The organism is Catenovulum sp. 2E275 (assembly GCF_025515275.1).
Classification (GTDB): Bacteria; Pseudomonadota; Gammaproteobacteria; order Enterobacterales; family Alteromonadaceae; genus Catenovulum.
Genome location: NZ_JAOPFU010000057.1, coordinates 1 through 21,659, shown reverse-complemented (window position 1 = coordinate 21,659; position 21,659 = coordinate 1). Strand labels below are relative to the sequence as shown.

The window sequence follows — 21,659 nt, the reverse complement described above, 5'->3', positions numbered from 1 at the left end:
GAAACAACGATCAATTTTTATTGCATAAGCTGATAGTTCAATCAGTTGTGACAATGAGGAATGACCAGTCCCAAAATCATCAACTAAAATTTTTACTCCTAGTTCACTTAAACAACTTAACCTAGCTAAAGTCAATGTATCAGATGAAGCTTTCGATGTTTCGGTGATTTCAAGTTCAAGTAATTCCCTTAAGTCTTTATTTTCAGAATATAATCTGAGTAATTTTTCGAAAAAAATATCATCCATAATTTCTAAACCTGTCAGGTTTATAGAAATTGGATATTTGGGTAGATTTTTAGGCCACTGTTTTATAATCTCGGTCGCTTGTTCCAAAACTTGCGAAGAAAATTCGACGTCCCATTCATATTTTTGGATTTGAGGTATAAACTGGTTTGGCTGTAAGACATCACCGTTATCCGCTTTTATTCTAGCCAAAGCTTCATAAGCTACAATCTGTCTGAATTGATTAACTTGAGGTTGTAACCAAAGTTCAATCATTCTTCTATCTAAATAATGTTTAGTTGTGTCCCTTAATTCACGAGTTTTGTTTATTCTGATGATATCATCGGGCGTATATTCTTTTATATTTGAACCTCTTTTTGAAAGTTGGCTAAGTGCAATTGACGATTTTTCAACAAGTAACTTTGTCGAATCAATACCATTTGAATGTACGTAACCCACTCCCCAATAGAGTTTAATTTCTAAAGATTGATTTTTATGATGTATGACTAAACTAGAGGGGAGCATCTTGTAAAACCAATTAGAAAAGCAAAAATCACAATTAGCTATATTGGGAATGCGGACCAAAAACTTTGCTCCCTGAAACCTGTAAACTGCATTCTCGGATGGCAATGTTGCCCTCAATTTGCGAACCGCTTCTTTCAATACCTGATTACCAATTTTCATTCCATTTTGAATATTGATTTCTCGAAGATTACTCAGTTTGATTTGTATAACGATCTCTTTGTTATTTGGTAATTTTGTATTTTTTATCCAAGAAGTGTGATATTCCAAATTTGTAACAGGATCAGTTGCGTAGCTGAGCCTGATGCTTTCATGCTCTGATATATCGAAACAATGAATTAACTGGCGAGAATGGTAACTTAACTCGGTAGGCTCTAGTAAAAATTTATACTCTGGCATTTGTTTTAGAGAAACTAATTCCGTTTTTATTAACGGTAAAGTCAAGGGGCTTTCAAAGTCAAAAATCTCATCTAAGTATATTGGCGTTTTTACGAGTCCATTCAACAGAACTTCTCGCGCTTTTTTATTTACATGTAAAATTTCACCTTCATTTGAGCAAAATATAGAGATAGAGCCATTATTATTAAAAATCTCTCGATATTGCTCAATTATTTTTTTAACAATGCGGATTGTTTTTTTAAACTTTCTGTATTCTTACTCAGCGAATTTACAAGTTGCATAAATGCTAATGGTAAGCAAACATTCCATATAACAAATAAAAATGAAGCCAGATAAGTATGCGACTCTGCAATGGAAAAGTCGAAATATATTGGAATTAGGCTGTTATCATTTTTCAACAACAAAAAAAATGGTAAAATATTTAAAAGTATTAGAATGATCGTTGTTTTATTTGAGAAAAACAAAACAGAATAAAGCGGTAAAGAAAACAAAAAAAAGATGCCATATTTACTCAGTTCAAATTCTTCGAGCCCTATAATCGGTAGAATAGCACCGGAAATCACAATAAAAATTAAGATCTTTTTTGCAAGTTTAGTGTTTATTTTGTACGAAACCAGACAGAGCAGCATTATAAACACAAAGCCAGCGCAAATTAATTTAACTAATTCATTCCCGTCAACATAAGCGTAAAATCCCGCATGAAATAAAATGACAAAACTAAATAGAAAACCGTACCTGAGAATGACGTCTAGCGCTTTCACTCGCCAATTAAAAACTATTTCTTGAGTCTCATTGCGAGAAGTAATTCCCATCCTTTTAAGAAAACCTAAATAAAATTTCATAAGGCCACACAATAATTAAATACTACAGAAAGCTTAATGCTACGTATGGGTCGGGGAGAGTTTTGGCATGTCGATTAAAAATGCATAAGAGTTCGCCCACCGCAAACTTTGTTTGAATTAGGCCGGTATCGGGCCGATGAAAACTTATTCAATCACCGTTGCGGGGGCAGCGCTAGCTTTACACTAGTCTTCCCGTTTAACTTTATGAAAGCACCTAAAACCTTTTCAGATTATATGGTAAGATTATTCAAGTCAACTACAATATTAAGTTGAATAATTACTACCAAGGTTTAATATTTTAGATTTATAAATGTATTCTGCTCAACCTTAGTTTACTTGATTCTACAAATTATAAAGCTGACAGAATATTATCATAAGAGGATTCTTGTGATTTGAGTGCGCTTTTTTATTGATTTATTTGATACTCATTTAGCTTACCATGTCGGTTAAGCTAAAAAGAGCTAACTACGAAGAGAATACTCAAATAATTTTTACAATAACACGCACCTTTATTAATGTGGAATAGATTTCTATACCCGTTCTTTATGTATTTGTATCTTAGACCAATAGAGCAATAAAGTTCTACACAAAGAAATTAAAGCCTCACCTGATCAATTACTTCAATCACTCAAACTTTATATCGGCAATATTGCCGTTGGGGTCGAATGTAGCCCTAGTGGTAATTGGGCCTCTGACTTATGAACCGCACACTGTGCTGTTTACATGAAAACCATTCATGGTGGTAAAGCTAAAAATGATTCCTCTAAAATTGCGTCTTTGATATATAGCGGCATTTTTCCCTTACTTATGTCTATCCTTCAATATATGTGTTACACATGATTTACTACAACGATGTATGATTATCATGCTTATTGCACATTTTTAAAAGCACGACTGGTTAAAACAATATGCAGCCCAACAACTTAAATGTGCATTATCCCAATCCCAGAAAACATGCGTGATTTTGATGATAAAACATTATCACGTTAGATTTAAATCGATTAGCGATATTAATTTTCAACTTTTTAAAACCGAGTGTTACATTTCTAGCATCATTTCTCATCCTGATGACAACCCAAATGTGCCACTTAAAACTGACCTAGTTAGCTGTTAAGTAATTAATCGAAAGAATACCATAAGTTGATCTGCAGTAAACTTGGCAATAGATCAGAAAAATAGACAAAAATCTATAATTTCACATAGAAGTAGGCCTTTCAATTAAAATAGCAAAGTATACTACAGAGCATCGAAGTTGGGGGGAGAAAAAAGCTTACTTAATCTATTATACATCACACGATATAAAAACTTATGGCATGCTTAATTTTTGTGCTCTGATCAGAATATGTCAGTATATAAAACATGCCAAAATTAATTTAACCATATCTCAAATTATGAACACTTATTAATAATTTTTTGTAAAACAGTTACCTGTTTTTGTTTTTTTATTGTCATCTATTTGTTGCTTTAGTGTTTTTTTGGCATCTAAACCAACTCATTTTTATTGATTAAATTTCATTTCAATAATTACGAATATAAAAAATATATAGCTAACATAAGGTGTTCATTTTATGAATTTAGGTAAAAAAATAAAATTAATGTGTGCTGGATTCTTGCTAACAGGATCTCCACTATTATACGCCGGAGTCGGTGCCAGTGGTATTGCTGGGGTTAACTGGGCTGATGGACGTGATAATTTTGTGGATGGGTGGGTTATACCTTCAGGGCTTAACTCCAGTGATGATTACAATACTATAGCGGCTAAAACCGATTCAATTATTAATGAGTTTCAGGCCAATATGCAGGGGGTGAATACAGTTCGTTTACCTATTAATGAACCGAGTGTTTTAGAAAACTGGTGGGACTCGTATAAAGCCGCAATAGACAAAGCCAGTGAAAAAAATATGAAGGTGATATTGGGTTATTGGGAAAAAAGCTCAATGAAAGATGGTCGTATTGATGACACTACACAATTTTGGCAAATGTGGAACAAAGTTGTTGCTGAGTATCAAAATGACTCAAACATCTATTTTGAAGTAATGAATGAACCATTTGGCTACAGTGCAAGTGAGCTTAAAACCGTTTATGCAGATTGGTTATCAACCTACTCAAGTATACCGAGAAGTCGCATACTATTGGGTGGTACCGGATATTCGGAAAATGTTGTTCCAATCGGCTCAGATAGCCAGTTTGATGGCACTTTACTGTCTTTGCATAACTACGCTTTTTGGGATAAGTCTATTACCAGTGAAGCGACTTGGGAAAGCAATTGGCGAGGTCGTTTTGGTGTTTATGCTAGCCGCACTGTTGTTACAGAATATGGAGCACCTATGACTTCAGGTTTAGATTATGACAACACAGCCAGTAGTTCGGAAACAACTGAAAACCAAGCATATATTGCTTATATTCGAGCTTCAAGCCGAGTATTTAGAAACGATAACGTAGCCAGTGTTTATTGGCCGGGATTGCGTGATAACGACAGCTACACCATTCAAACTCGTGGCGGCAGTGGGAACAATATTACACTTAGCACCACGAATAACTCAGGTTTAAACCAAATCATTTGCGGATGGGGTGAGATTCAGTGTGAAGTATCAATTGATGGTTCCTATCGAATCGTAAACCGCAATAGTGCTAAAGATCTAGATGTTGATGGTGGTGCAACCAACGATGGAGCCAATGTATTGCAATGGACTTGGAATAGCGGTTCAAATCAACAATGGGAGTTAATAGCCACGGGAGATGGTTATTATAAAGTTAAAAACGTCAACAGCGGTAAATTGCTCGATGTCAATGGTGGCTCGACAAGCGATGGCGCCAATATATTGCAGTGGCCTGACAACGGTGGTTACAACCAGCATTGGCAACTTGAAGATATGGGGAACGGCTATCACCAACTAATTAACAGAGCTAGTGGTAAAGCATTAGACGTTAATCAAGGGCAAACTCAAAATGGTGCTAATGTCATCCAGTGGACAGACAATAATGGTAACAATCAGCAATGGGAGCTGATTGAGCAATAATTCAAACTATTTCCTGCCATAGGTGTTCATGTTTGGCTTTTTGACTGTACATAAGCACCTATTTTCCAACCTTTTTTGATATATCAAATTATTCACCAACTAAACCAATAGATTGTGTAACAAAAAATTAAAATTTTAGTTACGTGTTTTTGTTGGTCGCTTGTCTTATTAATTAATACGTTTAATTCGTAGCTAATTAGTGAGCTTTTAGTTAAACACATTCTAAGTTGAAGCTAAGCCCCGCTATATCTAGCGGGCTATTAAAGGGGTCAAACAACAATGCAGAAAATATTCACTGTCGGAGCAATTGCTTCAACACTATTGTTAATGAACAGTACGCAGGTCATAGCTGCTAATAGTGTAAATGTAAACTTCGATAAAACTTACCAAACCATTGATGGTTTTGGCGCATCGGATGCTTGGACCTTTGATCCTATGATCAGAAAATGGGTATCTGAAGGTAAAGAGCAAGCTATCGAAGATTTGGCGAATACTCTGTTTTCTACTGATGTCGGTATTGGTTTATCTGCTTGGCGTTTCAATATTGGCGCTGGTAGTGCAGAGCAAGGATCAGCGAGTGGTATTCAATTAGATGATTTGGGTCGCCCGTACCGCCGAGCTGAATTGTTACAACCAGCAGCGGGTGCAGCGATTGATACAAGCAAACAAACTGGTCAAATTCGTTTTATGCAAGAAGCAGCTGAAAGAGGTGTCACCGACTTAATTGCTTTCGTAAACAGCCCGCCGGTTTGGGCGACTAAAAATGGTTTAGCTCATCCTGATTCCAGTGTTGGTTCGACCAATTTAAAAGATGATATGGTGGATGAATTTGCGACTTTTATGGTTGATGTCCTGAAGTACCTCAGAAATGACCAAGGTATCCCAATTAACTATATCAGTCCAATCAACGAACCGACGTGGGATTGGCAAGGCAATTCTCAAGAGGGTAATCGTTACAATAATCAAGAGCTTAAAGCTGTTTACAATACTTTATACGACGAACTAGTTACCGCTCAGTTAGCGAATGATGTGGTGATTGAAGCTGGTGAAACGGTTGAATATGCCGCAGCGCTCAGTGATTCATATCATCAGTCTTTTAATTCATCCACATACAATGGTGGAATGAACAGTCGTGGTGTCGGTTCTTACAAAAATTATATTGATGAGTTACTTGGCAGCAACGGCATTCGCGACAAAATTGGCAATAAAATTTCCTTGCATGGCTATTTTTCGGATGCTTGGAGCGATCGAATGGGCAAATTACGCGATCTCGTTTGGGAAAACGTACAAGCTGCGTCACCCGGCGCAAAAGTGTGGATGAGTGAAGTCTGTATTCTTGGTGGTACAGGTGACGTTCGAGACTTTGAGGGAGGGGGATTTGACGTTTTAGACATTAAATACGCTTTGCATGTAGGGAAAATGCTCCATCGTGATTTATCACGTATGAATGCCAGCGCGTGGCATTGGTGGCTGGGTGTGACACCTTATGATTACAAAGACGGCTTGTTGAAAATAAATTCTGCTTTAGAAGCTGATTCATTGCAAAGCTCAAAAGTTTTATGGACTCTTGGCCAATATAGTCGTTTTATCAGACCAGATTATAAAAGGATTGATTTACCGTCAGTTGACAACTTATCTGGTGTAATGGCATCAGCTTATAAAAACCCTACAGACGATAAAGTCGTGATAGTTGCAGTAAATGCTGGAACAAGCTCAGATACATTAAACATCAAAGTACAAAATTTACCTGCTGGTAAAACGATAAAAACCTTTAGTGTGTATCAAACCAACGCGACAGACAATTTAGCGCAAAAACCGGCCGTGAGCGCTGATAGTGAATTCACCATTACTGCAGAAACTATTGTAACTTTGGTCGGCGAAGTTGTGGACAACGATCAAGCACCAAATGCAGGGTTTGAACAAGATAAAAAAAAACTAGTTTCTGGTGATTCCGTTACTTTTCAAGATTTATCAACTAATTCACCTGATACATATGAATGGCTGTTTGAGGGGGGAACGCCTCAAACAAGCACTGAGGTGATGCCGACAGTATTATATTCAGAAGCGGGCAGCTTCGATGTCACCTTAAAAGTAACTAATGCATTTGGTACAACAACCCTTCTGAGCGAAGATGCAGTAGAGGTTTTTTCCAGCCAAACTTCTGAGTGTAATTCTGACGGATATGTAACTAGCGAGCGTTGGAACAATGTTGAGGCGCAAGGCGATTACACTTTTGATAGTTCAGTTGCTTCTGTGCCCTTTGATACAGCAGCAGATGAAATATCGACGCTCAGTTTATTTGAGATAGCACCAGACTCAGCTGACGGTTATGGCACTCGAATTTCAGGTTATATTTGCGCACCACAAACCGGTAATTATACATTTTGGATTGCTGCAGATAATGATGGTGAACTATGGTTGAGTGACAGTGAATCGCCAAACGACATTACAAAAATTGCAGAGGTTTCAGGTTGGACCAACTATCGTGAATGGGACAAATTGGACTCACAACAATCGCAGCAAGTCTTTTTAGTCGCTGGACAAAAATACTATATAGAATCAAGACACAAAGAAAATGATGGCGGCGATAATTTGTCTGTAGGCTGGCAGTTACCAGATAACACGTTAGAGCGCCCGATTCCATCTCAATATCTAAATGCTTATCTTGACCATGGCAATCAGCAGCCGCAACAACCTGAACCAAGTGAACCAGACAACAGCGGCGACACAAGTAAACCTAATAAAAGTGGTGGTGCTATCGGCTTGTGGGTTATTTGTTTGTTGTTAAGTTTTCGACTGTTTTCGCGTCGGTAAACTCAAAAACTTTTCACTGAATAATTTAATCGTTTCCAAAACTGACCATTTTTAATATGGGTAAATTTATGAACCTAAAAAAAATAACATCAATTGCATTAATTGGCTTTTCCACCTTTACAGGTTTTTCAGCCAATGCCATAGAAGACTGGCGCAATCCAGAAGTATTTAGAATAAACAAAGAGCCAGCACGCAGCTTTTTTTATAGCTACGAAAGTGCCGATGCAACCAAAGCCGAATTGCCTTGGTCACAAAGTAATTATCGTTTATTAAACGGCAACTGGAAATTTAACTGGGTTGACCATCCAGATAAACGACCAACGAACTTTTATAAACCCAGTTTTGATGTCAGCAGCTGGAATACTTTCCCTGTACCTGCCAACTGGGAAATTAATGGTTACGGCACACCTTTTTATCACAGTCATGCTTGTTTTGATAACAAACTAGAATTCCTTGAAGGTGAGATAGAATACAACCCTGTCGGTTCATATCGTCATCAATTTGAAGTACCGAATGATTGGGATGGTAAAGAAATATTCATCCACTTTGGTGCGGTTAAATCTGCCTTTTATATTTGGGTTAATGGTAAAAAAGTCGGGTATTCACAAGACTCTAAAACCGATGCAGCTTTTGATATCACCTCATATGTTAAAACCGGTGAAAATACGTTAGCACTTGAAGTGTACCGTTATTCTGATGGTTCTTATTTAGAATGTCAGGATATGTGGCGTGTTAGTGGTATTGAGCGTGATGTGTATATTTATGCAACCCCTAAAGTTGCTGTACGTGACTTCCATGCTTACACCACGTTAGACAATAACTACACTCAAGGTGTTTTAAACTTCAGTGCGGAAATTGATAACCGTTCAAGCAAAAACGCTAAAAACATTCAGTTGGTTGCGAATTTAATTGATGACCAAGGTAAAAGTGTTTATAGCAAAACCTTAAAGGTGAAAACACTCGATAAACAAACGGATAGCCGTGTTGAATTCTCTACAACTTTAGATACGCCTAAATTATGGAGTGCTGAAGCGCCGAATTTGTATCGTTTAGAAATGACGCTATCAACTGATGGCCAAAACAAACAATATATCGCACGCAATATAGGTTTTAGGTCAACAGAATATAAAGACGGTAACATTTTAATTAATGGTAAACCGATTCTATTTAAAGGGGTTAACCGTCATGAGCACGACCCTGAAACCGGCCATGTGATTACCCGTGAGTCTATGTTAAAAGATATTCAGTTGATGAAAGAATTTAACATCAATGCTGTACGTATGTCTCACTACCCAAGTGATGGTTATATCTACGACTTGGCCGATAAATACGGTTTATATGTGATGGATGAAGCCAATACTGAATCACATGGTTTAGGTGCGTCAAACCAAGGTAGTTCTTACAACCCAGCTACACACATTGTCAATAAACCAGAATGGAAAGCCGCTTACATTGATAGAATTTCAAATATGTATGAGCGCAGTAAAAACAATCCTTCTGTGGTGATTCGTTCACTTGGGAATGAATCAGGTGATGGTCCTAACTTAGAAGCCACCTATGATTGGTTAAAAGCCAAAGAGCCTTCACCTGTGATGTCTGAGCAAGCTCAGTTACGTCGTCATACGGATGCGTATGGCCAAATGTACGCACCGCTACCAGATATTATTCGTTATGCTGAAACTCAGCATGATGAGCGTCCTGTGTTATTAATCGAATACGAACATGCTATGGGTAATTCTCTAGGTAACTTTAAAGAATACTGGGATGCATTTGAAAAATACGATTCTCTGCAAGGTGGTTTTGTATGGGATTGGGTTGACCAAACTTTCACTAAAACCGCAGCCGATGGCAGCATCTACCAAGCTTATGGTGGTGATTTAGAGCCAGCCGGTACACCAAACAGTGATAGCTTCTGTGCCAATGGTTTAGTATTTGCTGACAGAACACCTTATCCATATTTGTGGGAAGTGAAAAAGGTTCAGCAGAATATTGGGGTTAGTTTAGTCAATAAAGGCGCGAATAACGCCATTACTGTCACCAATAAAAACTACTTTATCAGCTTAAAAGATTATTACCTTGAGTGGCAGTTAATTGAAAATGGGGTAGTGGTTGATTCTGGCTCTGACATCTCTTTATCTGCAAAAGCAGGGGAAAGTGAGCAAATTAGCTTACCGATTCAATACCAACAACAAGCGGGTAAAGAATACTTTATTAATGTACAGGTTAGAACCAAACAAGCTCAACATCTGTTAGCTGCACATCATAGTGTTGCTGAAGAGCAATTAGTTTTACCTTATGTAAAACAGCCTGCAGCTGAGGAAATACTCTCTAAACTAACCAAGCTCAACTACAGCAATAAAAATGGTAAACACCAATTTACAGCTAAATACTTTGCACTTGAGATAGATCAACAAAGCGGTTTAATCAGCTCAATTCAATATGCTGGTCATGAGTTGTTAAAAGCACCATCTCACCCTGAGTTTTGGCGTGCGCCTGTGTATAACGATTTAGAAATCGGCGGTTATGAAAGCCAGTTTGCTGTGTATCAGCAGTTAGGTCGTAATACGCAGTTAACTGACTTACAGGTGACTCGACTATCTAAAGGTGCGGTTAAAGTTTCAATTGAACATGCTTTACCAGCAATTGAGAGTAAATACTTCACCACTTTAACCATTAAAGGTAATGGTCAGGTAGATGTGGATATCTGGTTTTATGCCGCGCCACATAAGAAGTTTGGTGAATTACCACGTTTAGGCACTATGTTTGAGTTAGATACTGCATTTAACCATGTTCTTTATTATGGTCGTGGTCCACATGAAAACTACTCAGACCGTAAAGCTTCTGCGTTTGTTGGTTTATATCAAACAGATGTCGATAGTTTGTATGTCCCTTATGTGCGTCCATCAGAGAACGGTTATCGCACCGATGTTCGGTATGTTGATTTCTTTAACGACAATGGTTTAGGCATACGTTTTAGTGCGCCTAAGTTATTAGGGTTTGGGGCTGAGTACTACTCAACCGATGATTATGATGCATCGAAAAAAGACCATGTTCGACGCAACTTACACCCGAATGAGCTTAAAAAACGTGACCGCATTTTTGTTAATATCGACCACAGACAACGTGGGGTAGGGGGTACGGATTCATGGGGCGCTGCGCCATTACCAAACTACATTCTACCTTGGTTGGATTATCGTTATTCCTATAGTTTTACACCGACTAAGGTCAAGCAAAAATAAAGTTAATTTTAAAATATCCTGCAACTTTTCAATGGGTTGCAGGATAATATTCAAATCACATCATAGTCACTCCACAATGTAAATTTTATTTTTTACAAAAAAATAAAAAAAAACTTACGCACTTTTAACTTTGATTTGTCTTCTTTATTACAGCTTGAAACATGATTCAGACTGCGGATTTAACCTCCCATTTGCACCACTGGTGCCAATGAATAAAAAAATCAAATTGAGGATTCAACATGAACATCGAACGAACGTTTCCACTGCTACTGCTTTCTTCTGCTTTGTTAGCGGCTTGTGGTAAAGGTGCTGATGACATCAGTTTTCAGTATAACCCTGATGCAGTGATCTCTGAAAATGCATCTAATGAATACGTAGAGCCACCCCGCGCTCCAGATAATTATAAAGTGATCTATTACGTCGATGCAGGTGATGGTACTCCGGGTAAACTTGAAACCTTAGAAACTTTTGGTACACGCAGTAGTGTTGAAGACCAGGCCTATGGCGTTGACGCCTCAACTGGTTACAAATGGGGTTATACCTCGCCTGTTGCACAATATTACTCTGATGCAGATAACTACGGCAGTATTCGTGGTGATGAAAGAGACATGGCAGGCGCTGGGATTGAATATTCTTTCGAAGTTGAAAACGGCTCATACACAGTTGTATTTGGATTCAATGACCCTTGGGATTCTGAAGGCACTCGCCATGTTGACTTATTAGCCGAAGAGCAAGTATTAGAAGCCGGCTACTACATTCCAGTTGATAACGAATACAAACGCTACGATAACGTTGAAGTAACTGATGGTGAATTGCAAATATCTATTCGACGAACAGCAAGCAATTCCGATTCAGAAGCCGATCCTCAAATATCTTGGATTGAAATTTGGGGCGAAACCGATGAAGACGCGGCTGCTCCTGTTGCAAATGTTTGGATTACAGGTGATTTTCAAACCACTGCTTGGGATTGGGGTTCTGCACCGCAAATGAAACCGTTAGGTGATGATTGGTATGAAATGGTCGTACATTTTCAAAATAACGAAGGCGGCTTTGAATTTCTCGACCAGAACGAATTTTCAGACAAAGAAACATGGGGCGCTTCGTCTGAAGGTGCTACCGATGTCGTTTATTCAGTAGACGCAGCAGCTATCAAAGTTGATGCCGCCGGTTATTACACCATCAAATTTAATATCTCTAGTTTGGATTACTCGGTTGAGAGTCTTGATACCTCTGCTTTAACTGACTATCCAGAAATGTATGTGATAGGTAAAGGCTTTAGTGATTACCCTGAATTAGACTGGGGTGTTGATCAGGCAATTCCATTGACTAAAAACTTCCGTGGCTTAGGTGAAGATGTTTTTGGTATTGAAGGCTTACAGTTTTCTGATGCCGTTGAATTGAAAATTATCAGCCAACGTAGCTGGGATGATTTAGATATTGGTTTTGTCGATGCAGCTGTATATAACGCAGAGGGTGCTGATTTTTATTGGGGAGAAACCATCGCAGGTCAAGGCACTCCAAATCTTGCGTACAACGGTGCCGCTGGCGCTTACACACTGATATTCGATTATGCTGCTAATCGTGCGACTTTATTTAAAAGTCGTATGTACATGGTCGGTGCTGGCTCTATTGGTGATTGGGATGTAGGTCAAGCTGTAGAGATGAACCAAATTGCTGACGGTTGGTATGAGCTGGCACTTCGATATACCAAAGAGAGTGATGGAAATGCTATCAAGCCTTACGGCGATTTTAAATTCGTGAGTGCACAAAACTGGAATGCGGGCAATTTTGGTTTGTCTGACGTTGAATCAGATTTAACCCTAATGGAAAACTCAAGTTCGAGTGACGGCGTTCCTGCTCCTGCACCAGGGTATTACACTGTGCGTTTTAATCCTTCTCTATTGTCTTATTCAATTGAAGCGATTGATTTATCACAACATTCATTACTGGACGAGTTGTACATTGTTGGTAAAGGTTTTGTTGACTATCCAGAGTTAGATTGGAGCGTTGAAAATTCAATCCCGATGATCAGAGACATCAATAGTTCAGGTGACTATGTATTTGGCATCGAGTGTCTGCAATTAAGTGATGAAGTAGATATGAAATTTGTTGGTCAACTCGATTGGGATGGTTTAGATGCCGGTTTTGTTAATGGAGGAGAGCAGACTGCTCCAATTGTTTGGGCTAAAGCTGATATTGGCTCAGGCACTTCAGATTTAAAACTAAATGGTCAAGCTGGTTTTTATGACGTGACATTCGATTACTTAATAGAGCGAATTAGTGTTATGCCGAATACCAGTTGCCAGTAACTCACCAATTTAATAATTAATTATATATCCCAATTTTTAGGCAGCTTAGTAATTTGGCTAAGCTGTCTGCAGGAGTGACCAAATGAAAACGTTAAATAACAAAAAAATGAAAACTAAATACAAGTTAATACCCTTAAGTTTGTTGGCATTTAGTATTAATACTGCCATTGCTCAAGATGCATCGCAAATAGAAGAAATAGAGACTATTACGGTACAAGGTTACGCCAGCAGTATTAAAAAAGCTTTGTTATCAAAGCGCGCTGCTAGTACTGTGATGGATGCAATTGAGGCTGAAGACTTAGGTAAATTTCCTGATGCAAACGTTGCTGAATCTTTGCAACGAATTACAGGTGTAGCAATTGACCGTTCAGGCGGTGAAGGCAACAAAATCAGCGTGCGTGGTTTAGGTCCAGAATATAACGTGGTGACATTCAACAACCGTGTTTTACCAAATCCAGATGGTTCGCGCTCTTTTAGTTTTGATGTACTGGCTTCTGAAATGATTTCAGGCGCTGAAGTTTTTAAAACTTCAGAAGCTCGATTGTCTGACGGTGGTATAGGGGCAGTTGTGAACGTTAAGTCTTTAAAACCTTTGTCACTAGAAACTGGCTTAACCGGAGCTGGTTCGATTAAAGCTATGTATGACGAGTTAGCTGACGAAACAACACCGAATTTCTCAGGGTTAGTGAACTACAAAAATGATCTAGGGACTTTTGGGGTAACGGCCTCCGTTGCTTATCACCGTCGAAAAGGACGTGCTGACGAAGCATCTACTGGCGGTGGTTGGGTTGAGAAAGAATTCGATTTAGATGCTAATTTAGCTTATGAATTACAAACGTGGGCACCCAAAGGCGTTGGTTATAGATTAGAAACAACCGACAGAGAACGCTTGAGTGGTTTAATTGTCACTCAATGGGCACCGTCAGACGATTTACAGATAACTCTAGATGTATTGTATTCACATTATGAAATTGAGTCCGACCGAAACCAAGTCGCTCATTGGTGGGGAACAACGAATAATAATAATGCAGGTCCAGGAAGTGTAAAAATCGACGAACAGGGTACGGTTGTATATTGGACTGGCCATGCAGCGCCAACTGAATTTGTCCACTCAACAGGAAATCGTCCAACTGAGACTGTGATGTTTGGTGCCAATATTGAAAAATATCTAGCCGACGATTCAGTGATCCGCCTCGATATGTCGCATTCCAAAGCAGAAAATACTGCGGGCGGCACCCAAAGCTTTGCCGTGTCAGGTTTTAGAAATACGACCGAAAGTTCTAGTTTATTCCAGTTACTACCAGGTGAATATGTACCGTCGTTGCTGTTTCCTGAATTTGATGAGCAAACAGATAGTTACACAGGCAACTATATATCAAATCCCGTGGCACTAACCGATAAAAGTAAATTGGGTAATCACTTTTTAGTAGTCGAAGGCGATAACAATGAAGACACTATTTCGGACATAAAACTAGACTGGGAGAAACCTGTTAGCTGGGGCAATGTTATTAATGTCAAAGCTGGGGCATTTTATAACAAAAGGGATTTCCAACGTATTCGGATCCGCAGTGCAGATGAAGTAAATAATGGTACTTCAACTGGATTTAACGATGATATTCCAGACGAAATTGGCGTCTTAATCAAGCCTGCAGACTTCCTACCAAATGTTGGAGGGTCATTTCCAACTGCTTGGTTAAAAACGGATAACGAAGCATTACGAGAATATTATGAGTCAGATGAGTTTGTTAAAAACGGCGAATTTTATAATCAGCGGGTTGATGAAAATGGTAATGAAATCCCTAATCTTGATTATACACCTGCAGTTGAACTAGCTAATAGCCCTGCGGTTGCTGAGAAAAAAATAGGTATTTACCTACAAGCGGACTTAGAAGGAGATGTATTTAATCTGCCTTGGTCTGCAAACTTAGGTGTTCGGGCAGTAAAGACTGAGCAAAAGTCATCAGGCTATTCAGAAACCATATTGAGTATTTCTCCGAGCCCAGATGATCCAACTATTAGTATTGTTGAAAAAAGCGAAGCTATACCGGTAACGGTTAATAATGAATACACGAATGTTTTGCCATCGTTTAACTTTAAAATTGAACCGTTAGACAACATAGATGTGCGCTTTGGTGTTTCTCAAACTATTACTAGACCAGAACTAGGCAAAATTGGTGTAGACGCAGGTATCAATACTCGTCCCGGAGCTTTTGCAATCAACGGCGGTAACCCCAACTTAAAACCGTATAAATCAACCAACTTGGACGTTGCGGTCAACTGGTATGTGAATGAATCCGCTTATTTTGGTGTTGCTTATATGAACAAAGATATTGATGATTTTATTGCTATGTCTACACAGCAAACCATCATAGCTGGCGAAGAGTTTGATGAAACTCGTCCTTTCAACGTTGAGCAAGCAAGCATTGAAGCGTTGGAAGTGGGCGGTCATGTAATGTTTGATTTCTTACCTGGGTTATTAAGTGGTATTGGTGTACAAGCTAACTACACTTTCGTGGATAGTGATTCAAGTTACCGTACTGGTGAACTAACCCATTTTGGTATAGAAGGCTTATCTGATACGGCCAATTTTATAGCAAGTTATGAATATGGCCCTTTAGAATTCAGGGCTTCGTATAATTGGCGTGATAAATTCTTATCAAATGTATCTAATGGGGAAGGTGAGCCTGTATATGTGGTTGAGTATGGGCAATGGGATGGTAGTTTGAATTTTGACCTAACAGATGAACTGAGTATTTTTGCCGAAGGGTCGAATTTGACACAAGAAGCAACTCGGGATTATGTCCGTTACGAAAATCGCATAGGCGCATATACGTACAATGGTCGTCGATTTACCTTAGGAATTAGAGGTAAATTCTAAACAGGTGTTCAATGGTGATATGAATTCCGCTTGCCTGAGGTAAGCGGAATTTTCAGCGTTTATTAAATTTAGTAGTATTATTCGGAAAAACAAAAAATATATACTCTTTAATTACCTTTATTGGTTGTTAAATTGTCTTATATATATCATTGGTCAAATCTGGATTTTTTGAGATGTTTGAATGCTACTTTTTAAACTAAACAAAATTTGTCGACTAATTGCAAGGTGATTTAATGTCGATTATATCTCGTGTTTTTATTGAGAATAGTTCTTTTTTGAAGGCATTTTTGACACGTTTTTTAAAATGTGAACAGGACATCGAAGATGTGGTACAGGAAGTTTATTTAAAAGCACGCAATGCTGAAAATAATACTGAAATTCAGCAACCTAAAGCTTTCTTGTTCAGTGTGGCAAAAAATTTAGCACTAAATGAATTGAATCGTAAATCCAGACAAATGACTGCTTACATAGATGATTGTATATCTGAACTGCCTGCAGAATATTCAGTATCTATAGAAAGTGAAATAGAGGCAAAGCAGTCATTGAACGCTTATTGTCAGGCAATTGACAGTTTGCCGGACAAATGTAAAAAGGTTTATTTGTTAAGAAAAGTGCATGGATTATCAAGAAACGAAATTGCCGAAAGAATGGATCTATCGGTCAGCAGTGTTCAGAAATATTTAAAGCAGGGTATTGAGCATTGTTCTGAGCACGTTACACGTAGTGAAAGCCCTAAAATGACTGTAAAACGAGAATCTCATTTATTAAAGAAGAAAGCATGATGACGAATCATAATATTTCAGAAGAGGAATTGGCACTGATTAAGCAGGAAGCGATAGATTGGCTCCTACTACTAGACGATGATGAGCCGCTTTCTAATGAAACACGTCAGGAGTTTATTAATTGGTTGGGTCGAAGCCCTGAGCATGGTTACGTTTTAAAGAAACTCAATAGCTTCTGGGGCAATAACGTATTGGCTGAATTATATTCTCCTTCTGGCGCCAATTCACAATTAAAAGGCAAAAACACAGATAACTGGTTTAATGGAAAAACTACTTTGGCCTTTTCGTTGGCTAGTTTCGGGTTGTTATTGCTTGTGTCTCTATTTGTTAGTACTGGCAAGCAAACTTTTTCTGATCCTTTAAACGGCATCTATGTAACGAGGCAGGGGCAAACGCAAACCTATGAGCTCAGCGACGGTTCAAAGGTCAGTTTAAATACAAATAGTAAAATGCAGGTGGCTTTCTCTAAAGACACAAGAGATATACATTTATTATCGGGTGAAGCTCATTTTAGTGTTATGAAAAATGCAGAGAGACCATTTAACGTTTATACCGATAACGGCAGGGTGCAGGCGGTTGGAACAGCTTTCAATGTGTATTTAAATGAAAATATACTATCTGTGTTAGTCACTGAAGGTAAAATTTCTGTTGCCAAACATGCTGGCTTTGAAAAAATTGCGAAAGACAGTGGGGCCGCAATCAAGGCTGACAAGCTTGATTTATTGGGTTATATGGTGGCTGGCCAAACTATAAACATTGATATTACTAAGCCGGTCAAAATCTTAAAAGAAGAAATGTTGTCTGATGTTCAGGTGTTGGATAATGATAAATTAAATAATCGACAAGCCTGGATGTCTGGTTATATTATTTTTTCTGGTGAACCGTTAAATGTTGTAGTGCAGCAACTAAACCGTTATGCAGATTCAAAAATAATTATAGTCGACCCCACAATTTCAAACATGAGTATTGGTGGCCGGTTTAAACTGGATGAGATAGATAAAATGTTGTCAGCGTTAGAGAAAGATTTTGGTTTGCACATCGTCTATTTTGATAATAGGATCGAAATAGGTAAAAAAGGTAATTATTGATTAACAAAATTAGAATCATTCGTGTAATATAACTTTGATGAAAAGCGTCAATTTTATTATGTGCCTATTATACTTGGTATCCCTGAGTTGTAGAGGGCAGAGCGTTACTGCACCAGTAGAAACTTTTAGCTTTTATATCCCACGTTCTGACGCTTCTACCGCACTAACACGAATTGCAAATAAAACAAATTCTCAGCTTCTATATTCGTTTAAAGAAACTGAAAATATTCAATCTAATGCGTTAATTGGCCACTTTACTATTCAGGAGGCACTTAATCATATACTGCAGGGAACACATTTAATTGCCCGTTTAAACGCTGATAGTGTGATTATTGTCGAACGCATAGCGCAGCAACTACAAACAAAGCCACAACAAGATATTGAAGTTGCTGAGAATCTGCCAGTACCAATTGAAACAATCAGAGTGCAGGGGTATCTGGGTAGTATTCTAAAGTCTCTCAATTTTAAAAAATTTTCCACAGATTTGGTTGATGTGATCTCAAAAGAGGATTTAGGTAAATTCCCCGAGCAAAACGTAGCCGAATCTTTGCAACGAGTAACCGGGGTGACAATAGATCGTGAATCCGGAGAAGGAAGGTTTGTCACTGTAAGAGGATTTGGCCCTGAATTTAATACCGTGCAATACAATGGCAGAGTCATCGCATCTGAAAATTTGGGACGGGAATTTAGTTTTGATGTACTACCGACTGAACTGATAAATCAAGCGATCATTTATAAAAGTGTTGATGCTAGTGTCTTTTCAGGTGGTATTGGCTCTACCATTAATCTTGTTAGTGCAAAGCCGATGGAATATCAGGGATTACGAAGTGTCTTCACGCTAGATAACACCTACGATTTACTCTCTGATTCTTCGTATCCTCATTTATTTAGCTTGTTGAGCTATTCAAACAGTACACAAGGCATTTTATTATCTTTTAATTATCAAAATAGACAATTTCAAAATGACTCTGCCAATGTAGATGGGTGGTTCGAAAGCGATTTGAGTTATGTTCAAAATAAATCAGGTTCGGGAGACTTTAGTCAGGCGTGGATCCCTCGCAATTTTGATCTGCGCCGTGAAGTAGGAACCCGCAAGAGATTGGGTGGAACTTTGGTTTATGAAGCTCGTTTTAACGAAGAATTATATTTTTCATTTGATGTATTATATTCCAGCTACAAAATTGACTCCCAAATATCTTCTTCTGCAAACTGGACTCATGACAGTCAACGTGCATTTGAAAATGTTTATCTTGATCAAAATGGTACACTTTTGTATTACCAGTATTTTAAGTCGAAAAAATTGGCATCGGATTTTGTCCAACTTTCACGTAATAGACCGACCGATACTTTGCAGCTTGGCGCAAACCTGGCTTGGGCAATTGATAATGACTGGTCGCTTAAGCTGGATTTATCCCATTCACATGCGAAAAATAATAATGGGGGGAATAATATTTTTTATGTAGTTGGTTCCCCAAACGCCAATCCAATTTATGATAATTTAAATCGAGATGTTCATGCAAAATTATCCCATCAGATCCCAATTACCATTGAGCAGCTAAAAAGTCATATATTGCTTAAGGAAGGTGATAATTATAATGACTTAGTCAATCAAGTTAGTTTGGATTTTGTTTGGGAAAAAGAATTTTGGACCATAAATAAAATTCAATTTGGTTCTTTGTATGTTGCTCGAAACAAACAAAAACAAACTTATAAATCTCCATCAGGATGGGAATTTGGTGGATATTCATTTGAATTACCAGATGATATATTCAAAATTAAAACTGTTTCTAATTTTTTGAACGGTGGTACCCCTTCCATCTGGTACACCTTTGAACCTCAGGAATATCATGATTTTCTCTGGTCTGAACAACATATCAACGAGCAATTAGCCAATGGTAATACATCTTTACCCTCTGATATTTTAACTCGAAAAGAATTCGGTGGGATTGAGGCGATTCTTAGACCGGGGGATTCATGGCAAGTAAACGAAGATCCGTGGGAAACTTACCTGATGGCAGAGTTTTCAAATACAACAGATTGGGGAAATATTAATGGAAATCTGGGACTAAGGTATTCAACTGTTAATATTGAAGCTTCAGGGTATTCACAGGAACTTTTAGATATTAATGCGAGTGTTAGTGATCCTACCCGTTTGGATTTAATTTTATCCGACCCCAAACCAATTTCTCAAGGCCACAGTTATAGCCAGTTATTACCTTCACTTAATATTAAACTTGATATAGATGAAAAACATGTATCCAGAGTAAGTTTATCCAAAACAGTTACCCGACCAACCTTAGATAAACTTTCGCTTGCATTGGGGGGATTAGATGGTCGGGTTGGTTCCAGTACAGCATCGGCTGGGAATCCTAAACTTGCACCTTACGAGTCAAAAAATTTAGATTTAGCATATGAGTGGTATTACGAGGAAGTTGGCTTTTTGGGCGTTTCCGGTTTTTACAAGTCATTGAACAGATTTGTTTCATTAATAACCGAACGAGAGACATTATTGGAACATGAAGAGGGAGATTTTTTTGTAACGCGTCCCAAAAACGTTCAAAGTTTAAATGTCTGGGGGCTTGAAGTAGCATGGATGCATCATTTTACACAAAATTCGTTCATGCCCATTTTTAATGGTTTTGGATTGCAACTGAATTATACATTTAGTGATAGTGACCGTTTATTTGAGCCAGATGTAGTGGATACATACGCTTTGGAGGGGCTGTCTGACTCATATAATGTTGTTTTATTCTATGAGCATGGTCCTGTAGATGCACGTATGTCTTATCACCATAGAGATAATTTTATTCGCCGTGTGAAAGGGAATTTAGGTCAACCTGAAATGGTTGAAGGTTATGGACAGGTTGACTTAAATTTCAGATATAAACTTAATCGGGATGTAGAATTGTTCATCCAAGGTGTCAATATACTGAATGAAAAACGCAGAACTTATTCTATTTATACAGAAAGGCTCCTTGAATACGAAGAAAGTGGGACAAGATATGCTTTAGGTGCTCGAATCAACTTATGAGATTGTCGTTATGAAACTCGTTAACAGGCTAAGGCCGATATAATTAATTACTATTAAAAAAATAGAGATAATTTAAATTGAGGAATATTGCTCCTGCAAAGAATTAAAAAAATTTATAAAAGTCATCATATTTCGTCAACTGTTATAAATTCTTAATATTCCTCAATAATACAAAGTGTAAAGGTAGACTTAGATTGGAGACCTGTTTAGAGGTATTATTCAATACAACTAAAGAGGTTACAAATGCCAAGAAGAATTACACCAGAATTTAAGCGCGAATGCGTTAATTTAGTTTTATTCCAAGGTTATAAATATCAGGATGCAGCTGATGCGATGGGCGTTGGTTTATCATCGATTCAGCGTTGGGTTAGCTAATATAAAAAAGAGCAAATGGGTATAACCCCTAAAGCTACAGCACTAACACCAGAGCAATTACGTATTCAGCAGTTAGAAAAACAAGTTAAACAGTTAGAAAGTGACAATGCCTTATTAAAAAAAGCGTCAGCCTTCTTC

The 21,659-nt window shown here is 38.0% G+C and carries 11 protein-coding genes and 1 riboswitch; of the genes, 9 read left to right on the top strand and 2 right to left on the bottom strand.

Annotated elements, in window-relative coordinates:
• Together N7931_RS17380 and N7931_RS17375 are read right to left on the bottom strand one after the other, a co-directional pair.
• The coding region (locus N7931_RS17380) for a GGDEF domain-containing phosphodiesterase (RefSeq protein WP_262795616.1) at positions 1 to 1,248 on the bottom strand (1,248 nt) is incomplete at its 3' end.
• Between the two features lie 104 nt (positions 1,249 to 1,352).
• Positions 1,353 to 1,955: a hypothetical protein gene (locus N7931_RS17375; protein ID WP_262795615.1), complete on the bottom strand. Its 603-nt coding sequence runs from the start codon at positions 1,953 to 1,955 to the stop codon at positions 1,353 to 1,355.
• Positions 1,956 to 2,087: 132 nt separating this feature from the next.
• A riboswitch (cobalamin riboswitch) is annotated at positions 2,088 to 2,218 on the bottom strand.
• A 1,335-nt stretch (positions 2,219 to 3,553) separates the two neighbouring features.
• On the opposite strand from N7931_RS17375, the gene N7931_RS17370 reads away from it, so the two are divergent.
• The 9 genes from N7931_RS17370 (at position 3,554) to N7931_RS17330 (ending at position 21,521) form a co-directional block, all read left to right on the top strand.
• Positions 3,554 to 5,005 (top strand): RICIN domain-containing protein, encoded by a 1,452-nt coding sequence (locus tag N7931_RS17370; RefSeq protein ID WP_262795614.1) that lies wholly within the window; start codon positions 3,554 to 3,556, stop codon positions 5,003 to 5,005.
• A 279-nt stretch (positions 5,006 to 5,284) separates the two neighbouring features.
• Positions 5,285 to 7,819, top strand: coding sequence for a glycoside hydrolase (locus N7931_RS17365; protein ID WP_262795613.1), 2,535 nt, complete (start codon positions 5,285 to 5,287; stop codon positions 7,817 to 7,819).
• A 68-nt stretch (positions 7,820 to 7,887) separates the two neighbouring features.
• A complete protein-coding gene (locus tag N7931_RS17360; protein ID WP_262795612.1) occupies positions 7,888 to 11,058 on the top strand; it encodes a glycoside hydrolase family 2 TIM barrel-domain containing protein in 3,171 nt (1,056 codons plus the stop codon).
• Positions 11,059 to 11,297: 239 nt separating this feature from the next.
• Complete coding sequence (locus N7931_RS17355; RefSeq protein ID WP_262795611.1) at positions 11,298 to 13,367, top strand: SusF/SusE family outer membrane protein; 2,070 nt, start codon at positions 11,298 to 11,300, stop codon at positions 13,365 to 13,367.
• 82 nt (positions 13,368 to 13,449) lie between these two features.
• A complete protein-coding gene (locus N7931_RS17350; protein WP_262795610.1) occupies positions 13,450 to 16,245 on the top strand; it encodes a TonB-dependent receptor in 2,796 nt (931 codons plus the stop codon).
• Positions 16,246 to 16,478: 233 nt separating this feature from the next.
• On the top strand, positions 16,479 to 17,027 hold the full coding sequence (locus N7931_RS17345; protein ID WP_262795609.1) for an RNA polymerase sigma factor: 549 nt from the start codon (positions 16,479 to 16,481) through the stop codon (positions 17,025 to 17,027).
• Positions 17,024 to 18,115 (top strand): FecR family protein, encoded by a 1,092-nt coding sequence (locus tag N7931_RS17340; RefSeq protein WP_262795608.1) that lies wholly within the window; start codon positions 17,024 to 17,026, stop codon positions 18,113 to 18,115. The genes N7931_RS17345 and N7931_RS17340 overlap by 4 nt, the downstream gene beginning before the upstream one ends.
• A gap of 37 nt (positions 18,116 to 18,152) precedes the next feature.
• Entirely contained in the window at positions 18,153 to 21,146 is a 2,994-nt protein-coding gene (locus N7931_RS17335) for a TonB-dependent receptor (protein ID WP_262795607.1), read from the top strand.
• A 243-nt stretch (positions 21,147 to 21,389) separates the two neighbouring features.
• Positions 21,390 to 21,521: a transposase gene (locus N7931_RS17330; protein ID WP_262795606.1), complete on the top strand. Its 132-nt coding sequence runs from the start codon at positions 21,390 to 21,392 to the stop codon at positions 21,519 to 21,521.
• Positions 21,522 to 21,659: the final 138 nt, after the last annotated feature.

Excerpts from the sequence above, each read along its gene's own strand:
- N7931_RS17340 (WP_262795608.1), top strand. The coding sequence starts at position 17,024 with ATGATGACGAATCATAATATTTCAGAAGAGGAATTGGCACTGATTAAG.
- N7931_RS17365 (WP_262795613.1), top strand. The coding sequence starts at position 5,285 with ATGCAGAAAATATTCACTGTCGGAGCAATTGCTTCAACACTATTGTTA.
- N7931_RS17350 (WP_262795610.1), top strand. The coding sequence starts at position 13,450 with ATGAAAACGTTAAATAACAAAAAAATGAAAACTAAATACAAGTTAATA.
- N7931_RS17345 (WP_262795609.1), top strand. The coding sequence starts at position 16,479 with ATGTCGATTATATCTCGTGTTTTTATTGAGAATAGTTCTTTTTTGAAG.
- N7931_RS17360 (WP_262795612.1), top strand. The coding sequence starts at position 7,888 with ATGAACCTAAAAAAAATAACATCAATTGCATTAATTGGCTTTTCCACC.
- N7931_RS17330 (WP_262795606.1), top strand. The coding sequence starts at position 21,390 with ATGCCAAGAAGAATTACACCAGAATTTAAGCGCGAATGCGTTAATTTA.
- N7931_RS17355 (WP_262795611.1), top strand. The coding sequence starts at position 11,298 with ATGAACATCGAACGAACGTTTCCACTGCTACTGCTTTCTTCTGCTTTG.
- N7931_RS17335 (WP_262795607.1), top strand. The coding sequence starts at position 18,153 with ATGAAAAGCGTCAATTTTATTATGTGCCTATTATACTTGGTATCCCTG.
- N7931_RS17375 (WP_262795615.1), bottom strand. The coding sequence starts at position 1,955 with ATGGGAATTACTTCTCGCAATGAGACTCAAGAAATAGTTTTTAATTGG.
- N7931_RS17370 (WP_262795614.1), top strand. The coding sequence starts at position 3,554 with ATGAATTTAGGTAAAAAAATAAAATTAATGTGTGCTGGATTCTTGCTA.